Genomic DNA, 26,197 nt, shown 5'->3' on the forward strand with positions numbered 1-26,197 from the left:
CGCTCGGACCCGCGAGCGTTGTCCTTTCGGCACGTGACTGACCGCCGGCCTGCTTGTCGTGCGTCGCCCGCGGCAACTCGATCGGGGTGCGGGACGGAGCCGCTGACCCAAGGCGCCGCCGAGTGCGGCCTTCTTGACGACACGCGGTTCTGACACGCTGCGGTAGTGGACTACGACGACCTGGCCAACCGTGCTCGCGCCGCGCTGATCATGGCGGCGATGCGGCGCTCGACCGTGACCTACGGCGAGCTCGCCCGAGCCATCGACTTCGACCCGAGCGTTCCTCCCTCGCACCACATGAAGCGAGTCCTGGACATCGTCACTGACGAGTGCGACTCGCGAGGCGAGCCATCACTGGCTCCCCTCGTGGTCAACGAGCGCACCGGCGAGCCAGGCAAGGGCTATCAGCCCAACGGTGAGGCGTGGCACAAGTCGGTGCGGCGGTGCTTCAACGCCTGGTCGCCAGCCTGAGCCCGAGCTCAGCGCACGAACTCGGCCCACACCGCCGCGTTGCGGCTCCACCAGAGCCCGGGCCGCTTCTTGCTGACTCGGGGCGGTCCCGTGCAGGTGACCAACGCGATGCGTCCGCCCTTGTTCGGAGACACGATCGACCCCGGCGGATCCAGGCGCTCGTACTTCGTGACCTCGCCGGTGACGCGATATGTAGAAGACTTGCCCTTCCAGACGACGCGGATCGTGCTTCCTGCGGGAAGGCACTCGGCACCCCAGAGCGGTCCCTGGTCCGCTCCGACCGGCCCGGCGGTCAAGTGTGCGGCGAGCAGTGTCACACCGCGTCGGGCACCAGGCTGGGATGTCGTGACGTCCCAGCCGACCTCTTGCATTGAAGGGATTTGAAGGACCCCTCCTTTCAGCCTCCCGGACCGGACGATCGGCATGGCCGCGTCGTGGCGGCGCGAGGAGTCGCAGGTCTCGCCGTCGAAGCCGGGGATGCCGTTGATGACGATGCGGTCCACGTTGCCGACGTGGCGTTCCTGCACGTGAGCCGCGAGCTGGCGCTCCGCTGGCAGCGGGGGCGGCACGAAAAAGGTGGCACGCACCGCGTCACCGGGCTGAAGGGAGTCCCAGTCGAAGCGGAGTCCCTCCGCTGTGAGCTTGGGCCCCGGCGCTGGTGCGGTTGCAGAACGGCTCTGCCGCGGAGCTTCATCCAGGACGGAGCCGGTCGACGTGCCACACGCGCTGAGTGCCAGCGCGGCCGCGACGAGGACACTGACGATCCGGTGGGTGACGGTAGAGCGGCACACAATGTCTCCTGGCTGGGTAGGGGTCCTGCCCAGGAGGTGTGCGGGGAGCACGTGTTTGCGCTCCCGAAGGGGCGTAGTCAGGCGACTTGACCCGGTCGATCGACCCAACTGGGCCACACGCCCGCCGGCGTGACGCCGTGTTGCGGGACGCGGAGGATCTGAGCGAGCTCGCGCAGGTCCCTGTGCCCGTCCGGCTCGTCATCGGTGAAGTCGCATTCGGCGATGGGGGTGATGGTGATGTCGCTTCTGTGAGTCGGGGTGGCGCGCGGGTAGGGCGGATGTTGGGTCAGGCCGAAGGCCCGAGAACGTCCTTCGAGTCCCACGTGAAGGTCTCGTCGCCGTGCTCCACGAGCACGAAGTAGTTCCGCTCGTCATCGGACCGAGCCAGGATCTGAACCTTCACGGAGCAACTGACCTCGACATCGGGTAGGGGCTGCACCCCGCACTTCCCCGTGCCGTCCGGGGCGACTGTGAGATCGGACGGCCGCTCGGGGCTGTAGTAGACGGCCCAACCGATCTTGCTGGCGATGGCCTGAGCAGTGTCGCCACGCGCCTCGGCGACGACGTGTCGGTCCCAAAAGGCTCCCACGCCTCCGATGACGTCAGGACCGAAGGCCGCGGTCAGGGCCGCGACGATCGACAACGCAGCTGCGCGAAGGCGCTGATCGCGTCCCTTCTTCTTGGTTGCGGCGTACATGGGTCGATCTCCCTACTTCGTCACGGTCCTTTCACGACCGACGGTCGGTAGCGATGTCCCTGTGACGCAGGAGGGAGGTGCTTGACGAGAGCCGGAGACTGCGCCCCGCGGCACAACACGCCGGGCGGCACACCGCCTCCGCCGTGAAACCTTGCGCTGACCTCCGGGAGTGCAGTTCTTACAACGGGGGAGTGCGGAAGTTGCACTCCGGCATCCGAGCCGTTGTCTTACGAGCGACCTAACCTTTGGTCATGAGGGGTACCGCCGAGCCGCGCTTCGAGACCCGCGACGGGCTCTGGGGCACCCCCGACCACGGCGCGCGGCACCTCTTCGCCTTCGACGACGCCGCTTGGATGCGACCGCCGTCCCTGACAGCCGCCGAGTCTCAACTCACGCGGGGCGGCGGGCAGTGGCGGCGGCTCTGGACCGGGATGGGCGAATGGATGGATACGCGCCGCTTCACGTCATGGGAGCCCCTGACCCCGCTGCCCGAAGGGGTACTGCCGCCGTGGAGTGACCGATGAGCGACCCGACACCGGATCCGCTCGGTTCCCTCTCAGACGAGGAGAGGCAGTTCCTGATCGACTCTGGCGTGTCGTCCGACTCGTTCACGCCCGAGCGCCAAGCTGTGGCCCGCAAGCGGCTGGCTGAGCAGATCGAGCGGAGCCGTGACGTTTGGCCGGCGCGCACGCCGCGGGGCCTCGACGTCGTGCTCGCCACGCTGCCGCCAGCGATGCGACACGCCGAGGCCGTGGCCCTCCTGAACTCCGCCCACCCCAACCTGAACGACGTTAGCCCGGTTGAGTGGCTGGCTGAAGACGGTGCCGCTGCTGCCGTGGTCGACGCTCTTGGAACCGCGCCCGGCCTGGTCGCGAGGACCCGCGGGCTGCTCGGCGCGAAGCTCGTCGCCTACATCGCGGGGGTCGAGCGCACCGGCATCGTTCGCGAGTGGGCGGCCGGGGAGGAGATGCCGTCCTTCGAGACGATCGCCAAGCTGGCGGCCGCCTACGAGGCGGCGGCGCTGCTAAGCCAGCGGGAGTCAGTGGCTGTGGTTCAGGCGTGGTTCCAAGGCGTGAACGCCGCGCTCGATGACGTGGCACCTGCCCGGCTGCTGCGTGAGAAGTCAGCGAGCTCAGTCGGAGCGCAGGTGCTCATTGCGGCACGGGTGGCGGCGAGCTCGTGACAGGCGAACACCCGCAGACGCTCCGCTTTCGCTACGCCGCGGCCGTCGAGATGGACCTCCGCGAGGAGGCCGACGATCTCGCGGAGCTGGTCGGGCTGACGCGGGCGGAAGTGGACGCCCACTTCAGGGTTCGCACCGTCCCCAAGGGGTCGAAGCCGCGCGACTTTGAGGAGTTCGCAGCACTCCCACCTGGGCACTTCGACCCGCGCGTCCTCCAGCAGGCCACCTGGTGGGTGGACGTCCTGCGCAAGCCCCACCGCATCACCGACCGCGATGACTTCCCGGATGCGCACCTGCTCGCCGTCATCGCCATGCTCCGCCAGGACGGCTGGCGCTGGGCGGAAGGGACCGAGGCGCAGTGGCTGGTGCGCGGCTTGGCCGCGTCTCTCGGCGACCCGCCGGAGGGACTGCTGGACGGGACCCCGCTCATGAAGGCGCTCCTGACTGAGGCGAGGGACCGCGGCCTGCGGGTGTCGAACCATGACTAATCGGCCCCTGCTGATGCTCGATGTTGATGGGGTATTGAACCCGTGGATGATGCCCACGGGCGAGCTCAAGGCCGGCGCCTTCCGACGATGGCAGCTCCCAGTCGCGCCCGCCCCGGAAGAGCGGACCTACACCGTCTGGCTTAACCCGCTGCACGGGAAGTGGCTGCGCGCGCTCGACGACCGCTTCGAGCTCACCTGGTGCACCACTTGGTGGACGCACGCTGATGACATCGCGGAGCGCACCGGGCTACCTCTCGGTCTCCCGTCGGTGCCGCTGCCGCCTCCGCCTCCGGTCGATCCACCCGGGATGTGCTGGAAGACCAGGTACGTCCGTGAGTACGCCGCCGGGCGCTCCGTCGCGTGGCTCGACGATGACTTCGCGCCTGGTGGAGGAGATGCTCGCGCTCTTAGCCGCGCCGACCTCCCACCTGAACATCCCCTCGCGGCACTGCCGCCGGTCAGGTCGGCCACGCTGCTCACGTGCCAACCGTCGGTTGGGCTGACACGCCGTCACGTCGACGCGCTCAGCGAGTGGGTCGCGGCGGGCAGCACCTAGATGCGCCCACGGACACGTGAACGAGTGCGACGGGCTGGTGTGAACGCGATGGATACGGGCAGCATTCGCCTGTGACTGTCTCGGGTCCGGAGTGGGTCTCCATCATGGAAGCCGCCGCCATCATCGGCTGCGGCCACGGACCGGTCGAGCGCATGGCGCGCGAGGGCGTCATAGAGCGGCGCCCCGGTCCACGCGGTGTCCCGTCCCTCAACCGCGCGTCCGTGGGGGCCGCTGGCGAGATCTGGCGACGCGAGCAGAGCGAACGGGAAGCGGCGCGCCGAGCGTCCACCCGGCGCCACAACGATCCTCCTGACGATGGACAAGTCTGGGTCTCCACCGACTTGGCCGCTCTCGCCCTCGACGTCACCGCCAACCGGATCCGTCAACTCGTGCAGGTGGGCCGCCTTCCCGCCACCATGTGCGGCACGAAGCTCTGGCTGCGACGCGACGACGTCGAACGCGCCGCAGCGGCACGGGCATTCGCGCGCCGGGCAGACGTCCGGTAGTCGCGCTGCAGACCTCCGAGTGAGGCAGGATCGAGTTATGCAGGCAAGTGAGGAAGTTGTGGCCGCGGCGGGCGGTGACGCGTACGCGGCCGCTCTCAACCACTTCAACACCGGCGGCAACTGCATGGTGACGACGGTGCAGTTGGACGGCCGCGTCTTCGTGGTCGGACAAGACGACCACTCGGTGCTGGAGTACACGCTGTCCTGCTGGAACGAGCTCGACTGCGAGGAGGGTGAGCCAGTCGAACACCACTGCCACGACGCCATGGCAGCGCTCGCGTTCTTGGACGGGGTGCGTCGAGGATCACTCGTCTGGCAGTGCGGAGGCTGCGACGCGTGGATCCACACGGCTGGTCAGCCCCACATCGGGGTCCTTCCTTGCCACCACTGTCCGTACGGGGGAGTCGACTTCACGCACGCGAGGCGCCACGTCGGGCTCAGTGAGGACTGATGGCAACCTTCGACGACGTTCCCGATCACGTGCGCCGTACGAAGTCGCGCACCCGGGGCCGCGACACCGCCCCGGAGATGCTTGTCCGTCGGGGCCTGCATCGGCTCGGGTACCGCTATCGGGTCAACCACCCACCCCTGCCGGGTCTGCGTCGCACCGCAGACATAGTGTTCACGAAGCGGAAGGTTGCGGTGTTCATCGACGGCTGCTTCTGGCACGCATGCCCCCAGCACTACGTCGAGCCGAAGACCCGGACCGACTTCTGGCGCACCAAGATCACCGGCAACGTCGAGCGGGACGCAGAGACCACGCGGCGGCTTGAAACAGCAGGCTGGGTGGTGATGCGGTTCTGGGAACACGAGCCGGTAGACCTGGTCGTTGCCACGATCAGGGAGAGGCTGTCAGATCGCAGACGGGATGTGTCCTAGACGGACGGCCTCCGCCTCGCGTTCCCTCACCAGTGCGATGAAGTCCGCGACGTTCATCATGGAGGCTCGCATTGACCCCGGGTACATGTCGATGACCGGCTGTGGCAGCACCGGGATGACGTTGTTCTCCGCCATGGCCGACAGCGTGTCGGGGACGAGACCGGGGTCCATCGTGATGAGGTGCCGGACACCGATGCGGGTCGCCTCGGTGACGATCTGGCGCCACCGCTCCTTGGTGGTCGTCTTGGCGGCGAGGAAGGTCAACAGTTCATCTGGCATATCGGCGTCGCCGTACGCGTCGAGTGTTGGCATGAGGTAGTCCGGCTTTGACCCGTCCTTCATCGTCTTGGGTCGGCCGTACCTGACTCCGTTGGCCTTCAGCAGCGCTTCGACGTGGTGCTCGAACGAGAGGCCAGCACGTGAGAACCTGCCGTTCTTGTACTTCGTCGCCAGCTCGAAGAACTTGTCGACGTCGATGTGCGCGCGGTTCGCGAAGACGTCGTCAAGCAGCGGCTGGAGAACGTGGCGCTCGTAGATGAAGAAGAGATCGTTCGTGGTGGAAAACCACTCGAAGAGGGTCGCGTCCGGGTCGCCCACAGGATCCACGCCGGCACACACGGAGCGAGCAAAGGTGGTGAAGCGCTTGGTCGTTGGGAGCGGATAGCTTCCGCCGAACTTCTTGATCATGGCGGCGAGGTGGCGCTCGTTGTCCACCGACGGGGTTATGCCCAGCGCTTGGAGCAGGTCGGCATCCGCGATATCCAGGTCGCCGTCTTGCGCAGAGTCGACGTCGAAGATCCCGAAGAGGTTGTCCTCGCCCTTGGCCGGCATTCCACGCTCGCGGAGGCCGGTGGCGAACAGGCGATCGAGTCGTGCTGCGGACTCGGAGCCGTCACGAGCGATGATCACGGCCAGCCGGCCATCGTGGCGCCGGGCGATCCACAGCCAGTCGCCTTCCCACGCGTTCTTCATCGCCGTGGAGCTGGCCGGGTAGTACATCCGGTACTCCGCCGGCCGGTGGTCCACAGCCCGTCGTGAGTCGTAGTACGTAAGCGTCGAGTCCTCGTCGCGGACGAAGTCCTCTCCCTCGTCACCGAAGTAGAAGTACTCGCAGGCGAGCTCAGCCCGCTCGTCGCCGAGCATCTCGACGACGGATCGCTCCGCGTTGAACTCGTGCTGATTCGACACCTTCACCGCTGCTACCTCGACAGCTGCGAGGCGCTTTGCGGCGACGTTGGAGAAGTGCTCTCGAAGTCGTCCGTCCACCGGTGGTCCCTACCTGCGTCGAAAAGTCAGGTCACGCGCTGCGTCGGGCTGACTCACGTTCTGCCACGAGCGCCTTCTCGATGTAGGGCTTCATGTGGTCGGCCATGGCGTGGATGGCCGGCACCACGACCGAGTTGCCAAACTGCTTGTAGGCCTGCGTGTCGCTCACCGGGATCACAAAGTCGTCCCCGAACCCCATGAGGCGCGCGCACTCGCGCGGAGTGAGCCGCCGCGGACGCTTGTTCTCCTGGTGGATGAGGATCTCTGAGCCGTCCTTGTAGTAGCGGGCGGAGAGTGTGCGCGTCGTCATGCCCGGCTTCACGAGCCCGAAGCCGAACCCGTTGCCCGCCGACTTGTGCTTGTCGGCGTAGGCCTGGAGGTAGGTCCAGAGGTTCTCGGTGAGCGTGTACTTGTCGAGCACCTCGCCCTTGCGGTGGTCGAAGTAGCGCCCGGCGTCGTGGGGGATCGGCGTCTCGCCCTTCTGGTGCAGGACCGACTCGATCGTCTTGCGAGGTTCGGGGAGTTCCAAGGCGTCGATGTCGAAGTCGTTCGCCTCGCGGAACCCGACGATGAGGATGCGCTCGCGGTTCTGTGGCGTGAAGCTCCTGCCGTTCACGACGCGTGTCTGAACCTGGTAGCCCAACTCGTCTTCCAGCACGGTCTTGATGACCTCGAAGGTGCGTCCGCGGTCGTGGGACTTGAGGTTCTTGACGTTCTCGAGCATGAACGCCGCGGGACGCTTCTCGTCGATGATGCGCTTGATGTCGAAGAACAGCGTCCCCTGAGTGGGGTCATCGAAGCCGTGGGCGCGGCCGAGGGCGTTCTTCTTGGAGACGCCCGCGATGGAGAACGGCTGGCAGGGAAACCCGCCGAGCAGAACGTCGTGGTCAGGGACTTCGCGCTCGTCGATCTCTGTGATGTCGCCATTGAACATGTGGTCGTCGTGGTCGAGGAAGTTCGCCTCGTACGTCTGGCGCGCGTACTTGTTCCACTCCGAGGTCATGACGCACTTGCCGCCGATGCCCTTCTTGCCCTCGAACGCCCGACGGATCCCCCCGATGCCGGCGAAGAGGTCGATGAAGGTGAAATCGGGCTGATGCGTCATGTTCGTCCTCCTGAGTCCCAGGGCGAATCGACCTGGCGAGCGCCAGGTTACCAGGTTCCATCGCCGACCTCCGGGACCGGTGGTGGCGTGTCGAACAGATGTTCGTTGCGCCGCCGGCGGGTCGCGCGGATCACGAGGGCAGATGGCCGATCTCTCGCTCCCTGTGCGAAGCAAGGCTGACCGCAGCAACCCTCCGCCATTGCATTCGGGCTAGGCGTCGCGAGGACGACGACCTTGCCTGCTGTCTCCAGAACAACGGTGCGGCGTTCGAGCGGGCCGCCGGCCGCGCCGCCGGCCGGTTGCCCCGCCCGCAACCGCCTGAGTCGCTCCAGCTGGACGAATCTCCAGCTGGAGGAATCGTTCTCTGGACCGAGCCGCCACCTGGCGACTACCGTCGGCGGGGCCTGCGCGGACGTTCGATCGACGAGGAAGGGAACTCTGGTGGCGGAACGGAAGAAGCTCACTACCAAGGAGAAGGAGGCCTTGGTCAGCACCGCCAAGTGCTACGTCTGCGAGGACCTCGGCGTTGACCACGCCGGCTTTGATGGGTACGACCTGAAGGACGTCCATCTGGACCACTATCAGACCTCGTTCGGCAGTCCAGGCGGAGAGGACACAGACGTTCTCCCAATCCACGGAGCCACCGGCGGCGCGATTCCAGACGACCCCGATTTTGAGACTTCGACTCGACGAAACTGCCACCGCCTTCGCGGCAACGACTACACCACCCGCGCTGGGTACGTGCAGGTGCTTCGTGCACGTCTGCAGGCCAGAACGGTCAGCTTTGTCGACGACGCCTATGAGAACCCGGCCAGAGACCACAAGGCCCGCCAGTACAAGCTCCCGGTGAAGTGGGAGGAGGGTTCGGCGAACTTCATGGACAAGTCGTATCCGCTCGTGATCGACCAGCGTCCGACGCGTACCTGGAGGCGTTTCTTGACTACGTTGCGCGCGGATCAACTCTTCACCGACGACACATCGCAAGTGCGCCCGGCCGCCAAGAAGTCACTCTTGAAGATGATCCAGACGTTCCTGATCGACGGCTTCCCGATCTTCGCTCCCATCAACGCGCGGGTGGACAAGTGCGGCCACGTAGTGGTGTTCGACGGGAACCACCGGGCTACCGCGCACGCACTCGCCTTCGGGGTCAAGGAACTTATGCCTGTGATGATCTGGGACATCGCACCAGGCGAGGACTGTGCCCTGCGCGATCATGTCTCGATGGCTGGCACGGCAACTCCTAAGGAGAAGTGACATGGCCATGCAGGTTCCCGACACCACGGACCTCTACGAGGTACTCGTTCGGCTGCACGATGACGTCAGGCAGATCCAGTACCCGTACAGCGCGAAGGTGCTGAAGTGGGGGATCATCAAGCACTCCGAGATTGAAGACGCGCTCAAGAAGAATCCCGACGCGTCAGAGCGCACAGTCTGGGCTGGCGAGAAGCCCGCCGACATCGCCGTACGCATTGCTGGAGGGTTGACGGCGTTCATCGACCAGGAGGGTTACCGCGAAAAGTGGATGGGGGCCGGCCTCGCGGAAGGATCGTGGAAGACGTTCCTCGACCAGTACTGCCTGCTTAAGGCTGACGCAACGCCCTTCAACGACGAGGACAAGAACTATCGCAACGCCGAGATGGAGAACCTCCTGTCGCTCATCAAGATCCTCGACGAGGAAGTCTTCAGCTCCCCCGCGATGACGGGCCCGACCAACTTGTCAGTGAGCTTCAAGTCCAAGTGGTGGAAGGAGTGCCACAAGGTCTTCAGTGAGGCCGTCAGGTATGAGGTCTACCGCAGCCTGAAGTTGCCCGGGCTTCCGGACAAGCTTTGCCACACCCCTGAGTGGACGCCCGAACTCAAGGGAGCGATACGAGAAATCGCTAAGCGATGGGTGACCAGTCCACTCTGGGAGCGCAGTCAGAGCTCTGACCCAGCGGTGGGCGTCGACTTCACCAGCAACAACGAGAGCAGCGTGAAGGTGTTCCTCTCAAGCAATGGATTCACCACTCTGTACTTGGAGGGCCGCGCCTAACGTACGTGTCCCGTCCAGTCGGCCCGGCCGGGGTGACCTGAGCCAGCCGTGAGCGAGGCATTTGGCCTCCGGCCTCCCCGCCCATTCAGCGGAGTAGACGTCCGTGCGGCCGCCGGCCTTGGTGGGAAGGATCAGCGGTTGCTGACGTCCCCGGCTGGCTCATGCTGGGTGAGACACGAGGCACGGGAGATGAGAACCAGGGCATGGCGCCGGCGCCCCGCTGCGTGCCGCCCCAGGGCCGCCGTATTGCGACCAATCTCGTCACTATCTCGTCACCTCGTGCACGAGCCCTCTCAGGCCAACCGTCAGGTTCGGAGTTTCCGCAGGTCAGAGACCTGAGTGGTGGAGCCTAGGGGACTCGAACCCCTAACCCCCTGCTTGCAAAGCAGGTGCGCTACCAATTGCGCCAAGGCCCCGTGCGGTCTCGTGACGGTCGCTGCGCGACCTCCTCGACCGGCGGTGGTGCGGGCGGAGCGTCAGGCCTTGTCGACGGTGTCGGTGGCCTCGGCCCAGAGGGCCTGCTCGTTCTTGCCCTCGTCCATCTTCTTCTTCGCGGCGACCGCGCCGGCGGCGGCCAGGACGACCAGCAGGAGCTTCTTCATGGACTCTCCTCGGGAGCGGAGCGAAGGGGATGGAGTGGGCCTAGGAGGACTTGAACCTCCGACCTCTTCCTTATCAGGGAAGCGCTCTAACCGTCTGAGCTATAGGCCCGGGTGCGCCGCAAGCGGCGACGCCGAAGGTTACCCGACCGTGGTCAGGCGGTGCCAATCGAGGCGGTGCCGGTCAGGCGGGGCTCACTTCTCGTCCTCGGCGAGCGTCACCTCGATGCCGCCGAGGAGGGCGGCGGCGAGGTTGTAGAGGAACGCCGTCAGGGTGGCGATCGCGGTGATCAGGATGACGTCCACGACCGAGACGAGAAGGGTGAAGCCGAGCACCCGCGACATGCCGACGTAGTCGGTGACGTCGAAGGTGGAGTTGCCGCTGTCACCCTCGACGATGCTCGCCACGGCCGAGTTGATCGACTCCCACACGCCGGCCGCACCGAGCACCGACCACACCATGAAGATGGCGACGAAGGTGACGACGCCGAAGGCGACGGAGAGCAGGAACGACGTCTTCATCACCGACCACGGGTCGACCCGGGTCAGCCGCAGGCGGGCGCGACGCGGCTGACGACCGGACGCCGCACGACGGGCGCGACTGCCCCGCTGCGAGGCAGGCCCGGCGTTGGCGCGGTGCTCCTCAGCGGCCGTGGACAGCGTGTCCTGGAGCCGCCCCGTCAGGGACCGCTTCGCGGGCTCGCCCCCGGAGGTACGGCGGGGAGTTGCGGTGCGTTCCGACATGGATCACTCACTCCTCGGTGTCGTCGGGGCCGAGACCATCAGCGTCGGGGTCAGGCGCCTCGACTGCGTCCTGACCATCGATTGTTGCATCGTCGACCACGTCGGGCGAAACGCTCGCGGCCTCGCGGGCGCCCGCCTCCACCTCGGCGGCGGCCTCGGACGCCTGCTCGTCGATCTCCTCGTCCTCGCGCGCCTCGACCGAGCGGGCCACGACGGCGACCGTGTCGCCCTTCTTCGGCGACACGAACTTCACCCCCTGGCTGTCACGGCCGGTCGGGCGGAAGTTGGCGTCGATTGGGCTGCGGACGACCTGCCCGCCGCTGGTGATCGAGAGGACCTCGTCGCCCTCCTCGACGATGAACGCGCCGACCAGGCCGCCGCGGTCCTCGTTGGTGAGCTTGACCGCGCGGATGCCCATGCCTCCGCGGTTGGTGGTGCGGTAGTCGGTGATGCGCGTCCGCTTGGCGTAGCCGCCGTCGGTGATGGTGAAGACGTACTGCTCCTTCACCTCGCTCTCCTCGACGGACTCGCCGGCCTCGGCGACCGCCTCCTCCGCGGCGACCTGGGCCGCGCGGATGACGGAGAGGGAGAGCACGGCGTCGTCGGGGTGCTTGAACTTCATGCCGCGGACACCGCCGGTGGCGCGGCCCATCGGGCGCAGCTGGTCGTCGTCGGCGGTGAACCGGATCGCCTGCCCCTTGCGGGAGACGAGCAGGATCTCGTCGTCGGCGTTGACCAGCTCGGCACCGATCAGCTCGTCGTCCTCCTCGCGGAAGTTGATCGCGATGACGCCGGCCTGGCGCGGGCTGTTGTAGTCGCCGAGCTTGGTCTTCTTGACCAGGCCGGTGCGGGTGGCCAGCACCAGGTAGGGCGCCTGGTCGTAGTCGCGGATCGCGAGCACCTGGGCGATGTCCTCGTCGGGCTGGAAGCTGAGCAGCCCGGCGACGTGGCCGCCCTTCGCGTCGCGCGCCGCCTCGGGCAGGTTGTAGGCCTTGGTGCGGTAGACCCGGCCGGCGGTGGTGAAGAAGAGCAGCCAGTGGTGGTTGGTCGTCGCGATGAAGTGCTGGACGACGTCGTCGCCGCGCAGCGTCGCACCGCGTACGCCCTTGCCGCCGCGCTTCTGCAGGCGGTACTGGTCGGCCCGGGTGCGCTTGGCGTAGCCGCCGCGGGTGATGGAGACGACCAGGTCCTCGTCGGGGATCAGGTCCTCCATCGAGAGGTCGCCGTCGGCCGCGATGATCTGGGTGCGGCGCTCGTTGCCGTGCTTGTCGACGATCTCGGTGAGCTCGTCGGAGACGATCTGCCGCTGGCGGGCCTCGTTGGCCAGGATGTCCTCGAGGTCGGCGATCACGCGCTCGAGCTCGGCGAGGCGGTCCATGATCTTCTGGCGCTCGAGGGCGGCCAGGCGGCGCAGCTGCATCTCGAGGATGGCGTTGGCCTGGACCTCGTCGATGTCCAGGAGCTGGATGAGGCCGGTGCGGGCCTCCTCGACGTCGGGGCTGCGCCGGATCAGCGCGATGACCTCGTCGAGGGCGTCGAGCGCCTTGGCGAGCCCGCGGTAGATGTGGGCCTGGCGCTCGGCCTCGGCGAGGCGGAAGCGCGTACGCCGCTGGATGACCTCGATCTGGTGGGTCACCCACTGGGAGATGAACTGGTCGATCGGCAGGGTGCGCGGCACCCCGTCGACCAGCGCCAGCATGTTGGCGGAGAAGTTGGACTGCAGCTCGGTGTGCTTGAACAGGTTGTTGAGCACCACCCGCGCGACCGCGTCGCGCTTGAGGATGATGACCAGTCGCTGGCCGGTGCGCGAGCTGGTGTCGTCGCGCACGTCGGAGATGCCCTGGATCTTGCCGGAATCGGCGAGCTCGGCGATCTTCAGCGCGAGGTTGTCCGGGTTGACCATGTAGGGGAGCTCGCTGATGACGAGCATGACCCGGCCCTTGGCGTCCTCGTCGATCTCGACGACGGCGCGCTGGGTGATCGAGCCGCGTCCGGTGCGGTAGGCCTGCTCGATGCCCTGCCGGCCCACGATGAGCGCGCCGTTGGGGAAGTCGGGGCCCTTGATCCGCTCGAGGAGCGCGTCCTGCAGCTCCTCCTTGGTGGCGTCGGGGTGCTCGAGGGCCCACTTCGCGCCGTCCGCGACCTCGACGAGGTTGTGCGGGGGGATGTTGGTCGCCATGCCGACCGCGATGCCGGCCGAGCCGTTGACGAGCAGGTTGGGAAAGCGCGACGGCAGGATGGTCGGCTCCTGGGAGCGACCGTCGTAGTTGGGCTGGAAGTCGACGGTGTCCTCGTCGATGTCGCGCACCATCTCCATCGCCAGCGGCGCCATGCGGCACTCGGTGTAACGCATGGCGGCGGCGGAGTCGTTGCCCGGCGAGCCGAAGTTGCCCTGGCCGTTGATCAGCGGGGCGCGCAGCACCCACGGCTGGGCGAGGCGGACCATGGTGTCGTAGATCGCGGAGTCGCCGTGGGGGTGGTACTGACCCATCACGTCGCCGACGACGCGCGAGCACTTGGAGAAGCCGCGGTCGGGGCGGTAGCCGCCGTCGTACATCGCGTAGAGGATGCGACGGTGCACCGGCTTGAGCCCGTCGCGTACGTCGGGCAGCGCGCGCCCGACGATGACGGTCATCGCGTAGTCGATGTAGGACTGCTGCATGAGCGTCTGCAGCTCGATTGGCTGGATGCGCTCGTCGCCGAAGCCGAAGCCGTCGTTGCCGCCGCCGGTGCCGGTGGGAGTCTCAGTCATGATTCGTCTTTCTCGACTCGTCTACTGGAAGTCTTAGATTGCGCGATACGCCGTTAGGCGTGTCAGATGTCGAGGAACCGAACGTCCTTGGCATTGCGCTGGATGAAGGAGCGGCGCTGCTCGACGTCCTCGCCCATGAGGATCGAGAAGATCTCGTCGGCCTGCGCCGCGTCCTCGAGGGTGACCTGCTTCATCAGGCGGGCGTCGGGGTCCATCGTGGTCTCCCACAGCTCGTCGGCGTTCATCTCGCCGAGACCCTTGTAGCGCTGGACCGGGTTCTCCTTGGGGAGCTTCTTGCCCTGGGCCTGGCCGTCGCGGAGCAGCGCGTCGCGCTCGGCGTCGGAGTAGACGAACTCGTGCTCGGCCGGCTTGTTCCAGCGCAGCCGGTAGAGCGGCGGCTGGGCCATGTAGACGTAGCCGTGCTCGATCAGCGGCTTCATGAAGCGGAACAGCAGCGTCAGCAGGAGGGTGTTGATGTGGTGGCCGTCGACGTCGGCGTCGGCCATCATCACGACCTTGTGGTAGCGCAGCTTCTCGAGGCTGAACTCCTCGTGGATGCCGGTGCCGAGGGCGGAGATGATCGCCTGGACCTCGGTGTTGGCGAGCACCTTGTCGATGCGGGCCTTCTCGACGTTGAGGATCTTGCCGCGGATCGGGAGGATCGCCTGGATGCGCGGGTCGCGCCCCTGGCGGGCCGAGCCGCCGGCCGAGTCGCCCTCGACGATGAAGACCTCGCACTCGGCGGGGTTGGTCGACTGGCAGTCGCTCAGCTTGCCGGGCAGGCCGCCGCCGCCGAGGAGGCCCTTGCGGTTGCGGGCCAGCTCGCGGGCCTTGCGGGCAGCGATGCGCGCACTCGCCGCGGCCTGCGACTTGCGGACGATCTCGCGACCCTCGGCCGGGTTCTGCTCGAGCCAGGCGCCGAGCTGGTCGTTCATGATCCGCTGGGCGAAGCCCTTGGCCTCGGTGTTGCCGAGCTTGGTCTTGGTCTGGCCCTCGAACTGCGGCTCGCTGAGCTTGATCGAGATGATCGCGGTCAGGCCCTCGCGGATGTCGTCGCCCGAGACGCGGTCCTCCTTCTTCTTGATCAGCCCCCACTCCTCGCCCCAGTTGTTGACCAGGGAGGTGAGCGCGGCGCGGAAGCCCTCTTCGTGCGTGCCGCCCTCGTGGGTGTTGATGTTGTTGGCGAAGGTGTGGACCGACTCGGTGTAGGAGGTGTTCCACTGCATCGCGACCTCGAGGCTCATGTGCTGCCCCGAGGCTCCCTCGGCGGTCTCGGCCTCGAAGGAGATGACGGTGGGGTTGGCCACCGTCTTGCGGCGGTTGAGGTGCTCGACGTAGTCGACGAGGCCGCGGTCGTACTTGAAGACCTGCTCGAGCCCGCCGGTCTCCGCGCGCTTGATCGCGTCGTGGCCGGCGTTGTCGACCTCGTTGTCGATCGTGTCGTCCTGCACGGCGTCGACGCGCGACTCGGCGTCGGGACGCTCGTCGCGGACGACGAACTCGACACCCTTGTTGAGGAAGGCCATCTCGCGCAGGCGCGAGGTGATGGTCTCGAGGCTGTAGTGGGTGTGCTCGAAGATGTCCTCCGAGGCGTACCACGTGACGGTGGTGCCGGTGCCCTCCCCGGCCTCCAGCGGCCGGACCTGCTCGAGGTCGGCGTCGGGCACGCCGAGCCGGAAGGTCTGGCGCCACAGGTGGCCCCGGTTCTTGACCTCGGCCACCAGGCGGGTGGACAGGGCGTTGACGACCGAGACGCCGACGCCGTGCAGGCCGCCAGAGACCTTGTAGCCGCCGCCGCCGAACTTGCCGCCCGCGTGGAGCATCGTCAGCGCCATCGTCAGCGCGGGCATGTCCTGCCCGGGCGCGGTGTCGGTCGGGATGCCGCGGCCGTTGTCCTCCACGCGCACGCCACCGTCGGACTGGAGAGTGAGCACGATGCGGGTCGCGTAGCCCGCGAGGGCCTCGTCGACGCCGTTGTCCACGATCTCCCAGATCAGGTGGTGGAGCCCGCGCTCGCCGGTGGAGCCGATGTACATGCCGGGGCGCTTGCGGACCGCCTCGAGGCCCTCGAGCACCTGGATGGCGGAGGCGTCGTACTCGACGCTGCCGTCGACCGCGGTGTTGGACCGCTTCTCGACGGCCTCGGCCACGGCGTCGGCGACGGCCTCGGCGCGGTCGGCCTCGGAGGGCTGTGGGTCAGGAGCAGAATCGGGGGTCGCTGCGGGGGTGGACTCGTGATTCTGTTCGCTCAAGGCACAGCCTTCTGCTCATCGCCGCGGACCTCGTCCGGGGCGTCCGACATGAGTCGAGTCGCTGCGGTTGCGGTGGCAACACGACGTGCGACTCGTGAGTGTCATATTACCCGTCAGAGCGCCTGAACCGAAGCACCAACCCCCGCTTGGGGATGGATCCGGACGAAAATGTGTCCCCAGCGGGCCCATGAAGGCCTGTCAGCCGGACGAACAGGGGGACTGGTGGGTCCCCATATGGTCCGACGGCTCCCAGATCGGCAGAACGCGGCTGTGACGGCCGGCGTCCCTCAGCCGTAGGTGTCGCGCGGACCGCGGCCGTCGCGGCTCGACAGCCGGCCCTTGGTCCAGCTCGGCAGGTGCGGCCCGAGGACGTCGATCAGCGTCACGGTGCCGTGGCCGAGCTCCTCGTTGAGACGGCGTACGACGGTGGGCGCGAGCAGTTTGAGCTGGGTGGCCCAGGCAGTCGAGTCGGTGCGCACCACCAGCCGGCCGTCGTCGAAGGACTCCGGCGTGCAGTGGTCGGCGACCTCGTCGCCGACGATCTCGGCCCACCGGCCGAAGACGCCCTGGACCTTGAGGTCGAGCTCCCAGCCGTGGTTGGCGATCAGGCGGCCCATCGCCTGCTCGATCAGCTGCGGGTCGCGGTCGTCGGGCCGGGCGCCGGACGACTTCGTCGTCGTACGACGTCGCGTGGAGCCGCTGCGGCGTCGCGCGGGCGGAGCCCCCGGGTTGGCGGCCGCCGCCCGGGCGGCTGCCCGGGCGAGGTCGAGGCCGTCGGCGCGGTGCTCCTCCGTCGCGTCATCGCCGGCGGACGTCATGGGAACCTCCGGTTCGGACCGGGGATCCTCATGACGTCCGGAGTCGTCACTCGTCACGGGTCACCGTCCCGTCGGCGACGAGGTAGCGGACGCCCTGGAGCGCGGCGGGCACGTCCGCGGCGACCGCGGCCGTGACCAGCACCTGCTCGGCACCGGCGACGAGCTCGGCGAGCTGCTGGCGACGCTCGGCGTCGAGCTCGGCGAAGACGTCGTCGAGCACCAGGATCGGGTCGTCCCCGTCGGAGCGCAGCAGGTCGTAGGAGGCCAGGCGCAGCGCGAGTGCGTACGACCACGACTCCCCGTGGGAGGCGTAGCCCTTGACCGGCAGGCGCAGCTGCGGGTCGCCGAGGGTGAGGAGCAGCTCGTCGCGGTGCGGCCCGACGAGGGAGATGCCGCGGTCGAGCTCCTCCTTGCGCCGTGCGGCGAGGGCGTCGAGCAGCGCCTGCTGCAGGTCGTCGCCCTCGGCCGGGATCTCGACGCTCGCCTTGTAGTCGAGGTCGGCGTCGTCACGGCTGGCGCCGCGGGCGACCGCCTCGTAGGCCTTGCCGAGGTAGGGCCGCAGGTCGTCCACCAGTCGCAGCCGGGCGCCGAGGATCTCCGCGCCGACCCGGGCCAGGTTGTCGTCCCAGATCTCCAGGGTCGACATCGCGGCGTCCCGCGACGACCCGCGCGCGACGCCGGCGGTCTTGAGGAGGCTGTTGCGCTGGCGGAGCACCCGGTCGTAGTCGGCGCGTACGCCGGCCAGGCGCGGCGAGCGCAGGATGAGCAGGTCGTCGAGGAACTTGCGCCGGTCCGACGGGTCGCCCTTCACGAGGGTGAGGTCGTCGGGGGAGAAGACGACCGTGCGGACCAGGCCGACGATCTCGCGGGGACGGGGGAGGGGCGAGCGGTTGATCCGGGCGCGGTTGGCGCGTCCGGGGTTGAGCTCCACCTCGAGCAGCGCCGGGCGCCCCTCCTTGACCACCGACGCGCGCACGATCGCCTGGTCGGCGCCGGCGCGCACCAGGGGCGCGTCGGTCGCGACCCGGTGCGAGGACAGGCGCGAGAGGTAGTCGATGGCCTCGACCAGGTTGGTCTTGCCCTGGCCGTTGCGTCCGATGAACGCCGTCGCCCCCGGCTCCAGCGCCACGTCGATGTCGGCGTAGGAGCGGAAGTCGTGCAGGGTCAGGTGCGCGACGTGCACAGGTTCATCAGCTCTCGCCGGGCTCCTCGGCGCTGCCCGCGCCGGCCTTCTTCGAGGTCTCGGACTGCTCGGCGCCGGCGCTGCCCTCGGCGTCGCCGCCCTTGGGCGCCGCGGAGCGGACCGCGTGGCCGCCGAACTGGTTGCGCATCGCGGCGACCGCCTTCATCGTCGGCGAGTCGTCCTGCCGCGACACGAAGCGCGCGTAGAGCGCGGCCGTGATCGCCGGGGTCGCGACCGCGTTCTCGATGCCGGCCTCGACGGTCCACCGGCCCTCGCCGGAGTCCTCGGCGTAGCCGGAGATCTGGCTCAGGCCGGGGTCGGCGTCGAGCGCGTTGACCATGAGGTCGAGCAGCCACGAGCGGATGACGGTGCCCTCGCGCCACGAGCGGAAGACCTCGGTAACGTTGTCGGTCAGCTCGGCCTTGTCGAGCAGCTCCCAGCCCTCGGCGTAGGCCTGCATGATCGCGTACTCGATGCCGTTGTGGACCATCTTGGAGAAGTGCCCGGCGCCCACCTTGCCGGCGTGCACCGAGCCGAACTCGCCCTCGGGCTTGAGGGCGTCGAAGGCCGGCTGCACCTTGGCGATGTCGTCGGCGTCACCGCCGTACATCAGGGCGTAGCCGTTCTCCAGGCCCCACACGCCGCCCGAGACGCCGCAGTCGACGTAGCCGACCTGCTTCTCCGCGAGCAGCTCGGCGTTGGCGATGTCGTCGGTCCAGCGCGAGTTGCCGCCGTCGACGACCACGTCCCCCTCGCCCAGCAGGCCGGCGAGCTCCTTGACCGTCGCGCGCGTCGGGTCGCCCGCCGGCACCATGATCCACACGACCTTGGGGCTGGGCAGCGCGTCGACCAGCGCCTCGAGCGAGTCGACGTCACTGACGTCGGGGTTGCGGTCGTAGCCCACGACCGTGAGTCCCGCGCGGCGCATGCGCTCGCGCATGTTGCCGCCCATCTTGCCCAGCCCGACGAGTCCGATGTCCATGGGTCGGAGCCTAGTCCCCACCCCTCGGTGTCGAGACGGGCGGAGATCAGCTCAGCAGCCGGCGCGGCATCAGCAGGTAGCGGAACGACCCGGTGTCGTCGTCGGCGTCGGTGCCGGAGATGACGACGGGCTTGGTCGCCTGGGTGAACGCCAGGTCGACCATCTCGCCGTCGATGGCGGTGAGGCCGTCGAGGAGGAACTGCGGGTTGAAGCCGGTGGTCAGGTCGTCGCCGGTGATCTCGGCGTCGACGGCCTCGGTGGCCATCGCCTCGTCGCCGGACCCGGCGTCGAGCACGATCTGGTTGTCGCCGAACTTCATCTGCACCGCGGTGTTGCGCTCGGCCACCAGCGCGACGCGCTTGACGGTCTCGATGAGGTCGGCCTTGCTGACCTTGGCGACGGTCAGGTGCTCGGCCGGGAAGAGCGAGCGGACCTTCGGGAACTCGCCGTCGAGCAGCCGGGTCGTCGTACGACGCACGCCGCCCAGGCCGGTGCCCTCGAAGCCGATCAGCCCCTCGCCGGCGCCGCTCGCGCTCAGGGCGATCGTCACCTCGGCGCCGGAGGTGAGCGACTTGGCGGTGTCACCGAGCACCTTGGCCGGCACCAGCGCGGCGACCGACTCGTCGGGGGACTGCGGGTTCCAGGTGAGCTCCCGGTGCGACAGGCGGAACCGGTCGGTCGCGAGGAGCGCCATGGTGGAGCCGTCGATCTCGATGCGTACGCCGGTGAGCACCGGCAGCATGTCGTCGCGACCCGCCGCGGTGACGGCCTGGGCGACGGCGTGGGCGAAGTCGGCGCTGGAGACGGTGCCCGTGGCGGACGGCATCTCGGGGAGCGTCGGGTAGTCGGAGACCGGCATGGTCTGCAGGCTGAACCGCGCGGAGCCGCAGGTGAGCGAGACGCGCGGTCCCTCGAGGGTCAGCTCGACCGGCTTGGCCGGCAGGCTGCGGCAGATGTCGGCGAGGAGGCGGCCGCTGACGAGGGCTCGGCCCTCGTCGTTGACCTCGGCGGAGAGGGTGGCGCGGGCGGAGGTCTCGTAGTCGAACGTCGAGAGCACCAGCCCGGCGTCGCTCGCCTCGATCAGCAGCCCGGCCAGGACCGGCGAGCTGGGCCGCACCGGCAGGCTGCGGGCAGCCCAGGCAACGGCATCGGCGAAGACGTCGCGTTCGACGCGGAACTTCACAAGGGTCTCCTCGACGAGAGGTGGTGCGGGCAACGAGCGGCTGCACGCAGGCGGGAACCACACGCGTGCACGTGGGAAGTGCATCCTGCCACGCGGTGCCGACGCCGCGGCAGGGTTCTCCCCAGAGGAGCGCCGGTCAGGTGTTGGTGGGTGAGTGGACCAATGATGAGGTTCATAGTCGTCATAGGGTCCGTGGAAAGTGTGGACAACGTGCGTTCGTGCAGGTCAGCGGCTGAAATGCCTGTGGACGACGGGTGTGGACGCCGATTGACGGAGCTGCGCCCGGTGTGGACTCGGCGCGCGGGCGTGTAGTTCGTCCCGAGCTGTCCACAGGGCCTGGGGACGACGCGGCGGACCGAACCACAACTTCTCCACACGTGCGGAGCGCCTGGCGGCGTCGCTGCGGCTCAGGCCTGGCGGGCCTGCATCTTCACCCGGTTGGTGAGCTCGCTGACCTGGTTGAAGACCGCGCGGCGCTCGGCGAGCAGCTGGCGGATCTTGCGGTCGGCGTACATCACGGTGGTGTGGTCGCGTCCGCCGAACTCACGGCCGATCTGCGGCAGCGACATCGACGTCAGCTCGCGACACAGGTACATCCCGATCTGGCGGGCCATCACCAGGTGGCGGCCGCGGGAGGGGCCGGTGAGGTCCTCGAGCGAAACGCCAAAGTAGGCGGCCGTCTGGGCGATGATCAGCGCGTGGGTGATCTCGGGCTCGCCGCCCTCGGGGATCAGGTCCTTGAGGACGATCTCGGCCAGGGTCATGTCGACCTCCTGGCGGTTGAGGTTGGCGAACGCCGTCACCCGGATCAGGGCGCCCTCGAGCTCGCGGATGTTGGTCTGGATCTTGGAGGCGATGAACTCCAGCACGTCCGGCGGCGCGGTGAGCCGGTCCATCGCAGCCTTCTTGCGCAGGATGGCGATGCGGGTCTCGAGGTCCGGCGGCTGGACGTCGGTGATGAGGCCCCACTCGAACCGGTTGCGCAGCCGGTCCTCCAGCGCCTCGAGCCGCTTGGGCGCGCGGTCGGAGGTCAGCACGATCTGCTTGTTGGCGTTGTGGAGGGTGTTGAACGTGTGGAAGAACTCCTCCTGGGTCTGCGTCTTGCCCTCGAGGAACTGGATGTCGTCGATCAGCAGCACGTCGACGTCGCGGTAGCGCCGCTTGAACCGGTCCTGCCGGTCGTCGCGGATCGCGTTGATGAACTCGTTGGTGAACTCCTCGCTGGAGACGTAGCGCACCTTCGCGTTGCTGTAGAGGCTGCGGACGTAGTGGCCGATCGCGTGCAGCAGGTGGGTCTTGCCCAGGCCGGACTCGCCGTAGACCAGCAGCGGGTTGTAAGCCTTGCCCGGCGCCTCGGCCACCGCGACGGCGGCGGCGTGGGGGAAGCGGTTGGACGAGCCGATGACGAACGTCTCGAACGTGTACTTGGGGTTGAGGCGGGTCTCCAGGGCCGAGGGCCGGCGCTCGGCGCCGGCCGGCTCGTAGGTGTCGACCGCGGTCGGGGCCGGCGGCTCGAACCGCGCCTGGTGGTCATTTGTCGACAAAGCGACAGATCGATCTGTCGCTTCGTCGATCTGCGGCTGGGCCTCCGCCTCGAGCGCCGGGTTGACCGTCACCAGCATCCGGATCTCGCGACCGAAGCCCTCGGTGAGCGCGTCCTCGATGTGGTTGCGCAGCCGGCCCTCGAGCTGGTTGCGGGTGAAGTCGTTGGGGACGGCGATGATCGCGGTGTTCTCGTGGAGCGTCATCGGCACGCTCGGCCGCAACCAGGCGCGCTGGTTGGGCTGGAGGTCCTCGACGATCTGCTGCCACGCCGTCCCGAGATCTACCTGCTGGTCGTCCACCCGGACCGCCTTCGCTTCCACCATGTCGTCATGCGCGTGTGCTGCTCTGGATCCGGCCTCGTGGCTCTCACGTCACCGATGTGGCGGATGAGGCTTCCACAGAGTTGTCCACAAGCTGTGAACTGCCGGCACCGATCCCTGGGATCGGAGCCCCGGAGCCGTGACGACCGGCGATCCTCCCAGCGTTTCCGCAGGTCAGAGGCCGATTCCGAGAGCCTGTGACCCGGATCACACAGCGTGCTGGACCCTGGTCGGACCGAGGTCGGGACAGACCGCGGAGGCGCCGAACGTAACAACGGAGCAAGGCGGCGAGCAAGACGTCATCCACAGGCCGGCGGTCGAGGGCGCCTCGCGGGTTTGACCCCCCGTTCGCCCGCCGCGTACCGTTGGCCGGTCGCTCCCTGTCGACGGGTGCCGCATGTCCACGATCCGCCACCTGGCGGCCGCGTGGATGGGCGGTGCCGGCCGAAGCACCTGATCTGTGGGCCAGCACCGACACCGTGTGGAGTGGACATCCCTCGAAACCTTCGGAGAAATAGCCGTGAGCAAGCGTACGTACCAGCCGAACAACCGTCGCCGTCACAAGGTGCACGGCTTCCGCCTGCGCATGCGGACCCGCGCCGGTCGCGCCATCCTGTCGAGCCGTCGCCGCAAGGGCCGCAAGAGCCTGGCCGTCTGACGGCCAGAGCCCACGGCACCCGCCGTGCTCTCCGCTGTCCACCGCCTCACCACCACTGACGGCTTCCGCCGCACGGTGCGCCAGGGGCGACGAGCCGGGTCCTCGACCCTCGTGGTCCACCTCTGGGTGGACGCAGGAGCAGCCCCGGCGCCGGCACAGGTCGGGTTCACGGTAGGAAAAGCCGTCGGCAACGCCGTCACGCGAAACCGTGTGAAGAGACGACTCAGGCACCTGACCCGGGAGCACCTCGCAGCACTCGAGGAGCTCCCGGGTCGTGCTGCGCTCGTGGTCCGTGCGCTCCCGGCCGCGGCCGAGGCGTCGTACGACTCCCTCGGTGCCGACCTCGCCCGTACCCTCAGCAGGGTGAGCCCGTCATGAAGCAACTCCTCATCGGTCTCATCCGCGCGTGGCGGTTCGCGATCAGCCCGCTCTACGGCCAGGTCTGCCGCTACCACCCGAGCTGCTCGGCGTACGCCCTCGAGGCCGTCACCGAGCACGGCGCGGTCCGTGGCACCTGGCTCGCCACCCGTCGCCTCACCCGCTGCCACCCGTGGGCCGCCGGCGGCTACGACCCCGTTCCCACCCGCGCCGGTTCGGCCGACCAATCTCCGTCCACGTCCACTGCAACTCGAGGAGCATGAGTGCTCGACTTCTTCAGCACCATCGGCGGCGCGATCATGGCGCCGCTCTACTACGTCATCTCGGCGGTGCTGGTCGGCTTCCACAAGCTGTTCGGCTCCCTCTTCGGTGAGGCCTCGGGGGTCGCGTGGGTGCTGTCGATCATCGGGCTGACGCTCGTGATCCGGATGGCGCTGATCCCGCTCTTCGTCAAGCAGATCAAGTCCAGCCGCAACATGCAGCTCATCCAGCCCAAGGTGCGCGAGCTGCAGAAGAAGTACGGCCACGACCGTGAGCGTCTCGCCCAGGAGACGATGAAGCTCTACAAGGACTCGGGCACCAACCCGTTCGCGTCCTGCCTGCCGATCCTGCTGCAGATGCCGATCTTCCTCGCGCTGTTCCGGCTGATCGACCAGGCCGCGAAGGATCCCTCGCACGAGCGCGGTCTGATGACCGAGGAGCTCAACACGCAGTTCGGCGACGCGGTGTTCCTCGGCGCCAAGATCTCCGACACGTTCCTCAACACCGACGACATCGGCGTGCGAGTGCTCGCCGCTGTGCTCGTGCTCGCCATGACAGCGACGACGTTCCTCACCCAGCGCCAGCTGATGAGCAAGAACATGCCGGCCGACGCGCTCTCCGGTCCCTACGCGCAGCAGCAGAAGATGCTGCTCTACGTCCTCCCCGTCGTCTTCGCCGTCGGCGGCATCGCGTTCCCGGTCGGCGTCCTCTTCTACTGGACCACCTCCAACCTGTGGACCATGGGCCAGCAGTTCTACGTCATCCGCAACAACCCCGCTCCCGGCACCCCCGCGGCCGACGCCAAGGAGGAGCGCGACCGCGCGAAGGCTGCCCGCAAGGGCCTGAAGACGCCGGCCCAGCTCGAGGAGGAGCGGCTCGCCGCCGAGGCCGAGGAGCGCCGCGCCGAGAAGTCACAGACCCGGCAGCAGCCCCAGCGCCAGACCAAGGCCCAGCGCAACAAGAAGAAGCGCTGACCCAGACATCCCCCGACGGCGCTCGCGAGGGCTGTCGTCGTACCTGATCGAGAAGCAGGAGACACACGTGAGTGAGCAGTTGACGGACGACGAGACGACCGGCGCGAGCACCGAGGCCGACACCGAGTCCGGGACGACCGAGGGCGGTGCGGCTCGGCCGTCGAAGGTCCAGCGTCTCGAGCACGAGGGCGACATCGCCGCGGACTACCTCGAGGAGCTCCTCGACATCGCCGACCTCGACGGTGACCTCGACATGGACGTCGAGGGCGACCGCGCGAGCGTCCAGATCGGCGGCGCCGACCTGAGCCTGCTCGTGGGCCGCAACGGCGAGGTGCTGGAGGCGCTCCAGGAGCTCACGCGGCTCGCCGTCTACCGTGAGACCGGCGAGCGGTCGCGCCTCATGCTCGACATCGACGGCCACCGCGCCCAGCAGCGCGAGCGGCTCGCGGCCCTGGCCGAGACCTCGATCGCCGAGGTGCGCGAGTCCGGGGAGCCGGTGTCGCTTGAGCCGATGAGCGCCTTCGAGCGCAAGGTGGTGCACGACGCGGTCGCCGCTGCCGGCCTGACCTCGGAGTCCGAGGGCGCCGAGCCCAAGCGGCACGTGGTGATCCTCCCCGCGTGAACGACGACGTTTCACGTGAAACACCCTCCGCGCCTCCCGAGGCGCGGAGGGTGTTCGCGTCCGACCGCCTGGAGCTGGCCGAGCGCTACACCGAGCTGCTGGCCACCGAAGGGGTCGTCCGCGGCCTGATCGGCCCGCGCGAGGCGCCCCGCCTGTGGGAGCGCCACGTGCTCAACTCGGCCGTGCTGGCCGAGGCGATCCCCGACGGGGTCTCCGTCTGTGACATCGGCACCGGGGCGGGACTCCCCGGGCTCGTGCTGGCGATCGCCCGTCCCGACCTCAGCGTGACCCTGGTCGAGCCGCTGCTGCGGCGTACGACCTTCCTCGACGAGGTCGTGGCCGAGCTCGGACTCGCCCACGTGACCGTGGTCCGGGGCCGGGCCGAGGACCTCCACGGGAAGGCGACCTTCGACGTCGTCACGTCCCGCGCGGTCGCCCCGCTCGAACGCCTGCTGGGCTGGTCGATGCCGCTGGTGGCTCCCACCGGGGCGACGATCGCGATGAAGGGTCAGTCGATCCACGAGGAGATCACGCAGGCGCGCAGGTTCCTGTCGACGTGGAGGTGCGGGGAGCCAGAGGTCTTGGTGGTGGGCGCCGACGTCGTCGATCCACCGACCACGCTGGTGCGGGTGCCATGGGCCGACCCGAAGCGGATAGGTTGGCCCCTTGCCCGTGATGCCAAGCGGCGCTCCGGGCGCCGAGACCGTTCGTCGGTCAAGCGAGAGGTGAGCTGAGTTGAGCCAGGGCCCCGACGAGAGCACGGGATGGCGCAGGGCGGGCGACGCCCCCTATCCGTTTTCCACCGGTTCGGACACCCCGCCTGAGCGCGAATATCCACAGAAGGGGGGTGTTCGTCCACAGGCTGCGCACGAGTCCGACGTTTCACGTGAAACCCCTGCTCGGGATGTTTCACGTGAAACACCACGCCCCTCGTGGCAGATCCGGACGGCCG

General features: G+C 68.2%; 27 protein-coding genes and 2 tRNA genes. 14 read left to right on the plus strand and 15 right to left on the minus strand.

From position 1 onward, the window contains the following. Nucleotides 1–165: 165 nt before the first annotated feature. Complete coding sequence (locus NCI01_RS00910) at nt 166–471, plus strand: helix-turn-helix transcriptional regulator (protein WP_254179589.1); 306 nt, start codon at nt 166–168, stop codon at nt 469–471. Nucleotides 472–479: 8 nt separating this feature from the next. Here the strand turns inward: NCI01_RS00910 and NCI01_RS00915 are convergent, their stop codons facing one another. Continuing rightward, nucleotides 480–1,262 carry a class F sortase gene (locus tag NCI01_RS00915; RefSeq protein ID WP_254179590.1) on the minus strand — a complete coding sequence of 261 codons (783 nt, stop codon included), beginning with the start codon at nt 1,260–1,262 and terminating at the stop codon, nt 480–482. 286 nt (nt 1,263–1,548) lie between these two features. After that, nucleotides 1,549–1,959 (minus strand): hypothetical protein, encoded by a 411-nt coding sequence (locus tag NCI01_RS00920; protein WP_254179591.1) that lies wholly within the window; start codon nt 1,957–1,959, stop codon nt 1,549–1,551. 520 nt (nt 1,960–2,479) lie between these two features. Between NCI01_RS00920 and NCI01_RS00925 the strand changes: the two genes are divergently transcribed. The 5 genes from NCI01_RS00925 to NCI01_RS00945 all read left to right on the plus strand — a co-directional run bounded on the left by NCI01_RS00925 (nt 2,480) and on the right by NCI01_RS00945 (nt 5,571). Beyond that, entirely contained in the window at nt 2,480–3,142 is a 663-nt protein-coding gene (locus tag NCI01_RS00925; RefSeq protein ID WP_254179592.1) for a hypothetical protein, read from the plus strand. Between the two features lie 50 nt (nt 3,143–3,192). Then, nucleotides 3,193–3,630 (plus strand): hypothetical protein, encoded by a 438-nt coding sequence (locus NCI01_RS00930; RefSeq protein WP_254179593.1) that lies wholly within the window; start codon nt 3,193–3,195, stop codon nt 3,628–3,630. Between the two features lie 660 nt (nt 3,631–4,290). Next, the gene (locus NCI01_RS00935; protein ID WP_254179594.1) at nt 4,291–4,692 is read left to right on the plus strand and encodes a hypothetical protein; all 402 of its coding nucleotides are present in this window, start codon (nt 4,291–4,293) and stop codon (nt 4,690–4,692) included. A gap of 37 nt (nt 4,693–4,729) precedes the next feature. Then, nucleotides 4,730–5,143: a hypothetical protein gene (locus NCI01_RS00940; RefSeq protein ID WP_254179595.1), complete on the plus strand. Its 414-nt coding sequence runs from the start codon at nt 4,730–4,732 to the stop codon at nt 5,141–5,143. Then, nucleotides 5,143–5,571 (plus strand): very short patch repair endonuclease, encoded by a 429-nt coding sequence (locus NCI01_RS00945; protein ID WP_254179596.1) that lies wholly within the window; start codon nt 5,143–5,145, stop codon nt 5,569–5,571. The genes NCI01_RS00940 and NCI01_RS00945 overlap by 1 nt, the downstream gene beginning before the upstream one ends. Here NCI01_RS00945 and NCI01_RS22505 read toward each other — a convergent pair. Further along, on the minus strand, nt 5,545–6,837 hold the full coding sequence (locus tag NCI01_RS22505; protein WP_254179597.1) for a type II restriction endonuclease: 1,293 nt from the start codon (nt 6,835–6,837) through the stop codon (nt 5,545–5,547). The two genes, NCI01_RS00945 and NCI01_RS22505, sit on opposite strands and share 27 nt — an antisense overlap. 31 nt (nt 6,838–6,868) lie before the next feature. Further along, nucleotides 6,869–7,942 (minus strand): DNA (cytosine-5-)-methyltransferase, encoded by a 1,074-nt coding sequence (dcm, locus tag NCI01_RS00955; RefSeq protein WP_302181420.1) that lies wholly within the window; start codon nt 7,940–7,942, stop codon nt 6,869–6,871. A gap of 441 nt (nt 7,943–8,383) precedes the next feature. Here dcm and NCI01_RS00960 point away from each other — a divergent pair, with 441 nt between their 5' ends. Both NCI01_RS00960 and NCI01_RS00965 read left to right on the plus strand, forming a co-directional pair. After that, nucleotides 8,384–9,196: a hypothetical protein gene (locus NCI01_RS00960; protein ID WP_254179598.1), complete on the plus strand. Its 813-nt coding sequence runs from the start codon at nt 8,384–8,386 to the stop codon at nt 9,194–9,196. Nucleotide 9,197: 1 nt separating this feature from the next. Next, the gene (locus NCI01_RS00965; protein ID WP_254179599.1) at nt 9,198–9,974 is read left to right on the plus strand and encodes a hypothetical protein; all 777 of its coding nucleotides are present in this window, start codon (nt 9,198–9,200) and stop codon (nt 9,972–9,974) included. 340 nt (nt 9,975–10,314) lie between these two features. Here NCI01_RS00965 and NCI01_RS00970 read toward each other — a convergent pair. The 11 genes from NCI01_RS00970 to dnaA all read right to left on the minus strand — a co-directional run bounded on the left by NCI01_RS00970 (nt 10,315) and on the right by dnaA (nt 22,355). After that, nucleotides 10,315–10,390 (minus strand) — tRNA-Ala (locus tag NCI01_RS00970). Nucleotides 10,391–10,450: 60 nt separating this feature from the next. Next, the gene (locus tag NCI01_RS00975) at nt 10,451–10,576 is read right to left on the minus strand and encodes a DLW-39 family protein (protein ID WP_254179600.1); all 126 of its coding nucleotides are present in this window, start codon (nt 10,574–10,576) and stop codon (nt 10,451–10,453) included. 35 nt (nt 10,577–10,611) lie between these two features. After that, nucleotides 10,612–10,685 (minus strand) — tRNA-Ile (locus tag NCI01_RS00980). An 83-nt stretch (nt 10,686–10,768) separates the two neighbouring features. Beyond that, nucleotides 10,769–11,317: a DUF3566 domain-containing protein gene (locus NCI01_RS00985; protein ID WP_254179601.1), complete on the minus strand. Its 549-nt coding sequence runs from the start codon at nt 11,315–11,317 to the stop codon at nt 10,769–10,771. A gap of 7 nt (nt 11,318–11,324) precedes the next feature. Next, complete coding sequence (gene gyrA, locus NCI01_RS00990) at nt 11,325–14,069, minus strand: DNA gyrase subunit A (protein ID WP_254179602.1); 2,745 nt, start codon at nt 14,067–14,069, stop codon at nt 11,325–11,327. Nucleotides 14,070–14,131: 62 nt separating this feature from the next. Next, nucleotides 14,132–16,219 carry a DNA topoisomerase (ATP-hydrolyzing) subunit B gene (gene gyrB, locus NCI01_RS00995; RefSeq protein ID WP_254180177.1) on the minus strand — a complete coding sequence of 696 codons (2,088 nt, stop codon included), beginning with the start codon at nt 16,217–16,219 and terminating at the stop codon, nt 14,132–14,134. Nucleotides 16,220–16,608: 389 nt separating this feature from the next. Beyond that, complete coding sequence (locus tag NCI01_RS01000; protein ID WP_254179603.1) at nt 16,609–17,139, minus strand: DciA family protein; 531 nt, start codon at nt 17,137–17,139, stop codon at nt 16,609–16,611. 46 nt (nt 17,140–17,185) lie between these two features. Beyond that, a complete protein-coding gene (gene recF / locus NCI01_RS01005; RefSeq protein ID WP_254179604.1) occupies nt 17,186–18,322 on the minus strand; it encodes a DNA replication/repair protein RecF in 1,137 nt (378 codons plus the stop codon). Between the two features lie 7 nt (nt 18,323–18,329). Then, on the minus strand, nt 18,330–19,325 hold the full coding sequence (gene gnd / locus NCI01_RS01010) for a phosphogluconate dehydrogenase (NAD(+)-dependent, decarboxylating) (RefSeq protein WP_308213172.1): 996 nt from the start codon (nt 19,323–19,325) through the stop codon (nt 18,330–18,332). Between the two features lie 25 nt (nt 19,326–19,350). Then, nucleotides 19,351–20,487 (minus strand): DNA polymerase III subunit beta, encoded by a 1,137-nt coding sequence (gene dnaN / locus NCI01_RS01015; RefSeq protein ID WP_254179606.1) that lies wholly within the window; start codon nt 20,485–20,487, stop codon nt 19,351–19,353. Between the two features lie 407 nt (nt 20,488–20,894). Continuing rightward, nucleotides 20,895–22,355 carry a chromosomal replication initiator protein DnaA gene (gene dnaA / locus NCI01_RS01020; RefSeq protein ID WP_302181422.1) on the minus strand — a complete coding sequence of 487 codons (1,461 nt, stop codon included), beginning with the start codon at nt 22,353–22,355 and terminating at the stop codon, nt 20,895–20,897. A 517-nt stretch (nt 22,356–22,872) separates the two neighbouring features. Between dnaA and rpmH the strand changes: the two genes are divergently transcribed. The 6 genes from rpmH to rsmG all read left to right on the plus strand — a co-directional run bounded on the left by rpmH (nt 22,873) and on the right by rsmG (nt 25,979). After that, a complete protein-coding gene (rpmH, locus tag NCI01_RS01025; protein WP_011758123.1) occupies nt 22,873–23,010 on the plus strand; it encodes a 50S ribosomal protein L34 in 138 nt (45 codons plus the stop codon). A gap of 24 nt (nt 23,011–23,034) precedes the next feature. Then, complete coding sequence (rnpA, locus tag NCI01_RS01030) at nt 23,035–23,388, plus strand: ribonuclease P protein component (RefSeq protein WP_372495048.1); 354 nt, start codon at nt 23,035–23,037, stop codon at nt 23,386–23,388. Further along, the gene (gene yidD, locus NCI01_RS01035; protein WP_254179607.1) at nt 23,385–23,651 is read left to right on the plus strand and encodes a membrane protein insertion efficiency factor YidD; all 267 of its coding nucleotides are present in this window, start codon (nt 23,385–23,387) and stop codon (nt 23,649–23,651) included. The genes rnpA and yidD overlap by 4 nt, the downstream gene beginning before the upstream one ends. Then, nucleotides 23,652–24,623 carry a membrane protein insertase YidC gene (yidC, locus tag NCI01_RS01040; RefSeq protein ID WP_308213173.1) on the plus strand — a complete coding sequence of 324 codons (972 nt, stop codon included), beginning with the start codon at nt 23,652–23,654 and terminating at the stop codon, nt 24,621–24,623. A 67-nt stretch (nt 24,624–24,690) separates the two neighbouring features. After that, a complete protein-coding gene (locus tag NCI01_RS01045) occupies nt 24,691–25,245 on the plus strand; it encodes a Jag family protein (protein ID WP_372495050.1) in 555 nt (184 codons plus the stop codon). Nucleotides 25,246–25,295: 50 nt separating this feature from the next. Beyond that, a complete protein-coding gene (gene rsmG / locus NCI01_RS01050) occupies nt 25,296–25,979 on the plus strand; it encodes a 16S rRNA (guanine(527)-N(7))-methyltransferase RsmG (protein WP_254179608.1) in 684 nt (227 codons plus the stop codon). Nucleotides 25,980–26,197 lie beyond the last annotated feature (218 nt).

Origin of the sequence: Nocardioides pinisoli, assembly GCF_024199985.1 — a bacterium.
Lineage (GTDB): Bacteria > Actinomycetota > Actinomycetes > Propionibacteriales > Nocardioidaceae > Nocardioides > Nocardioides pinisoli.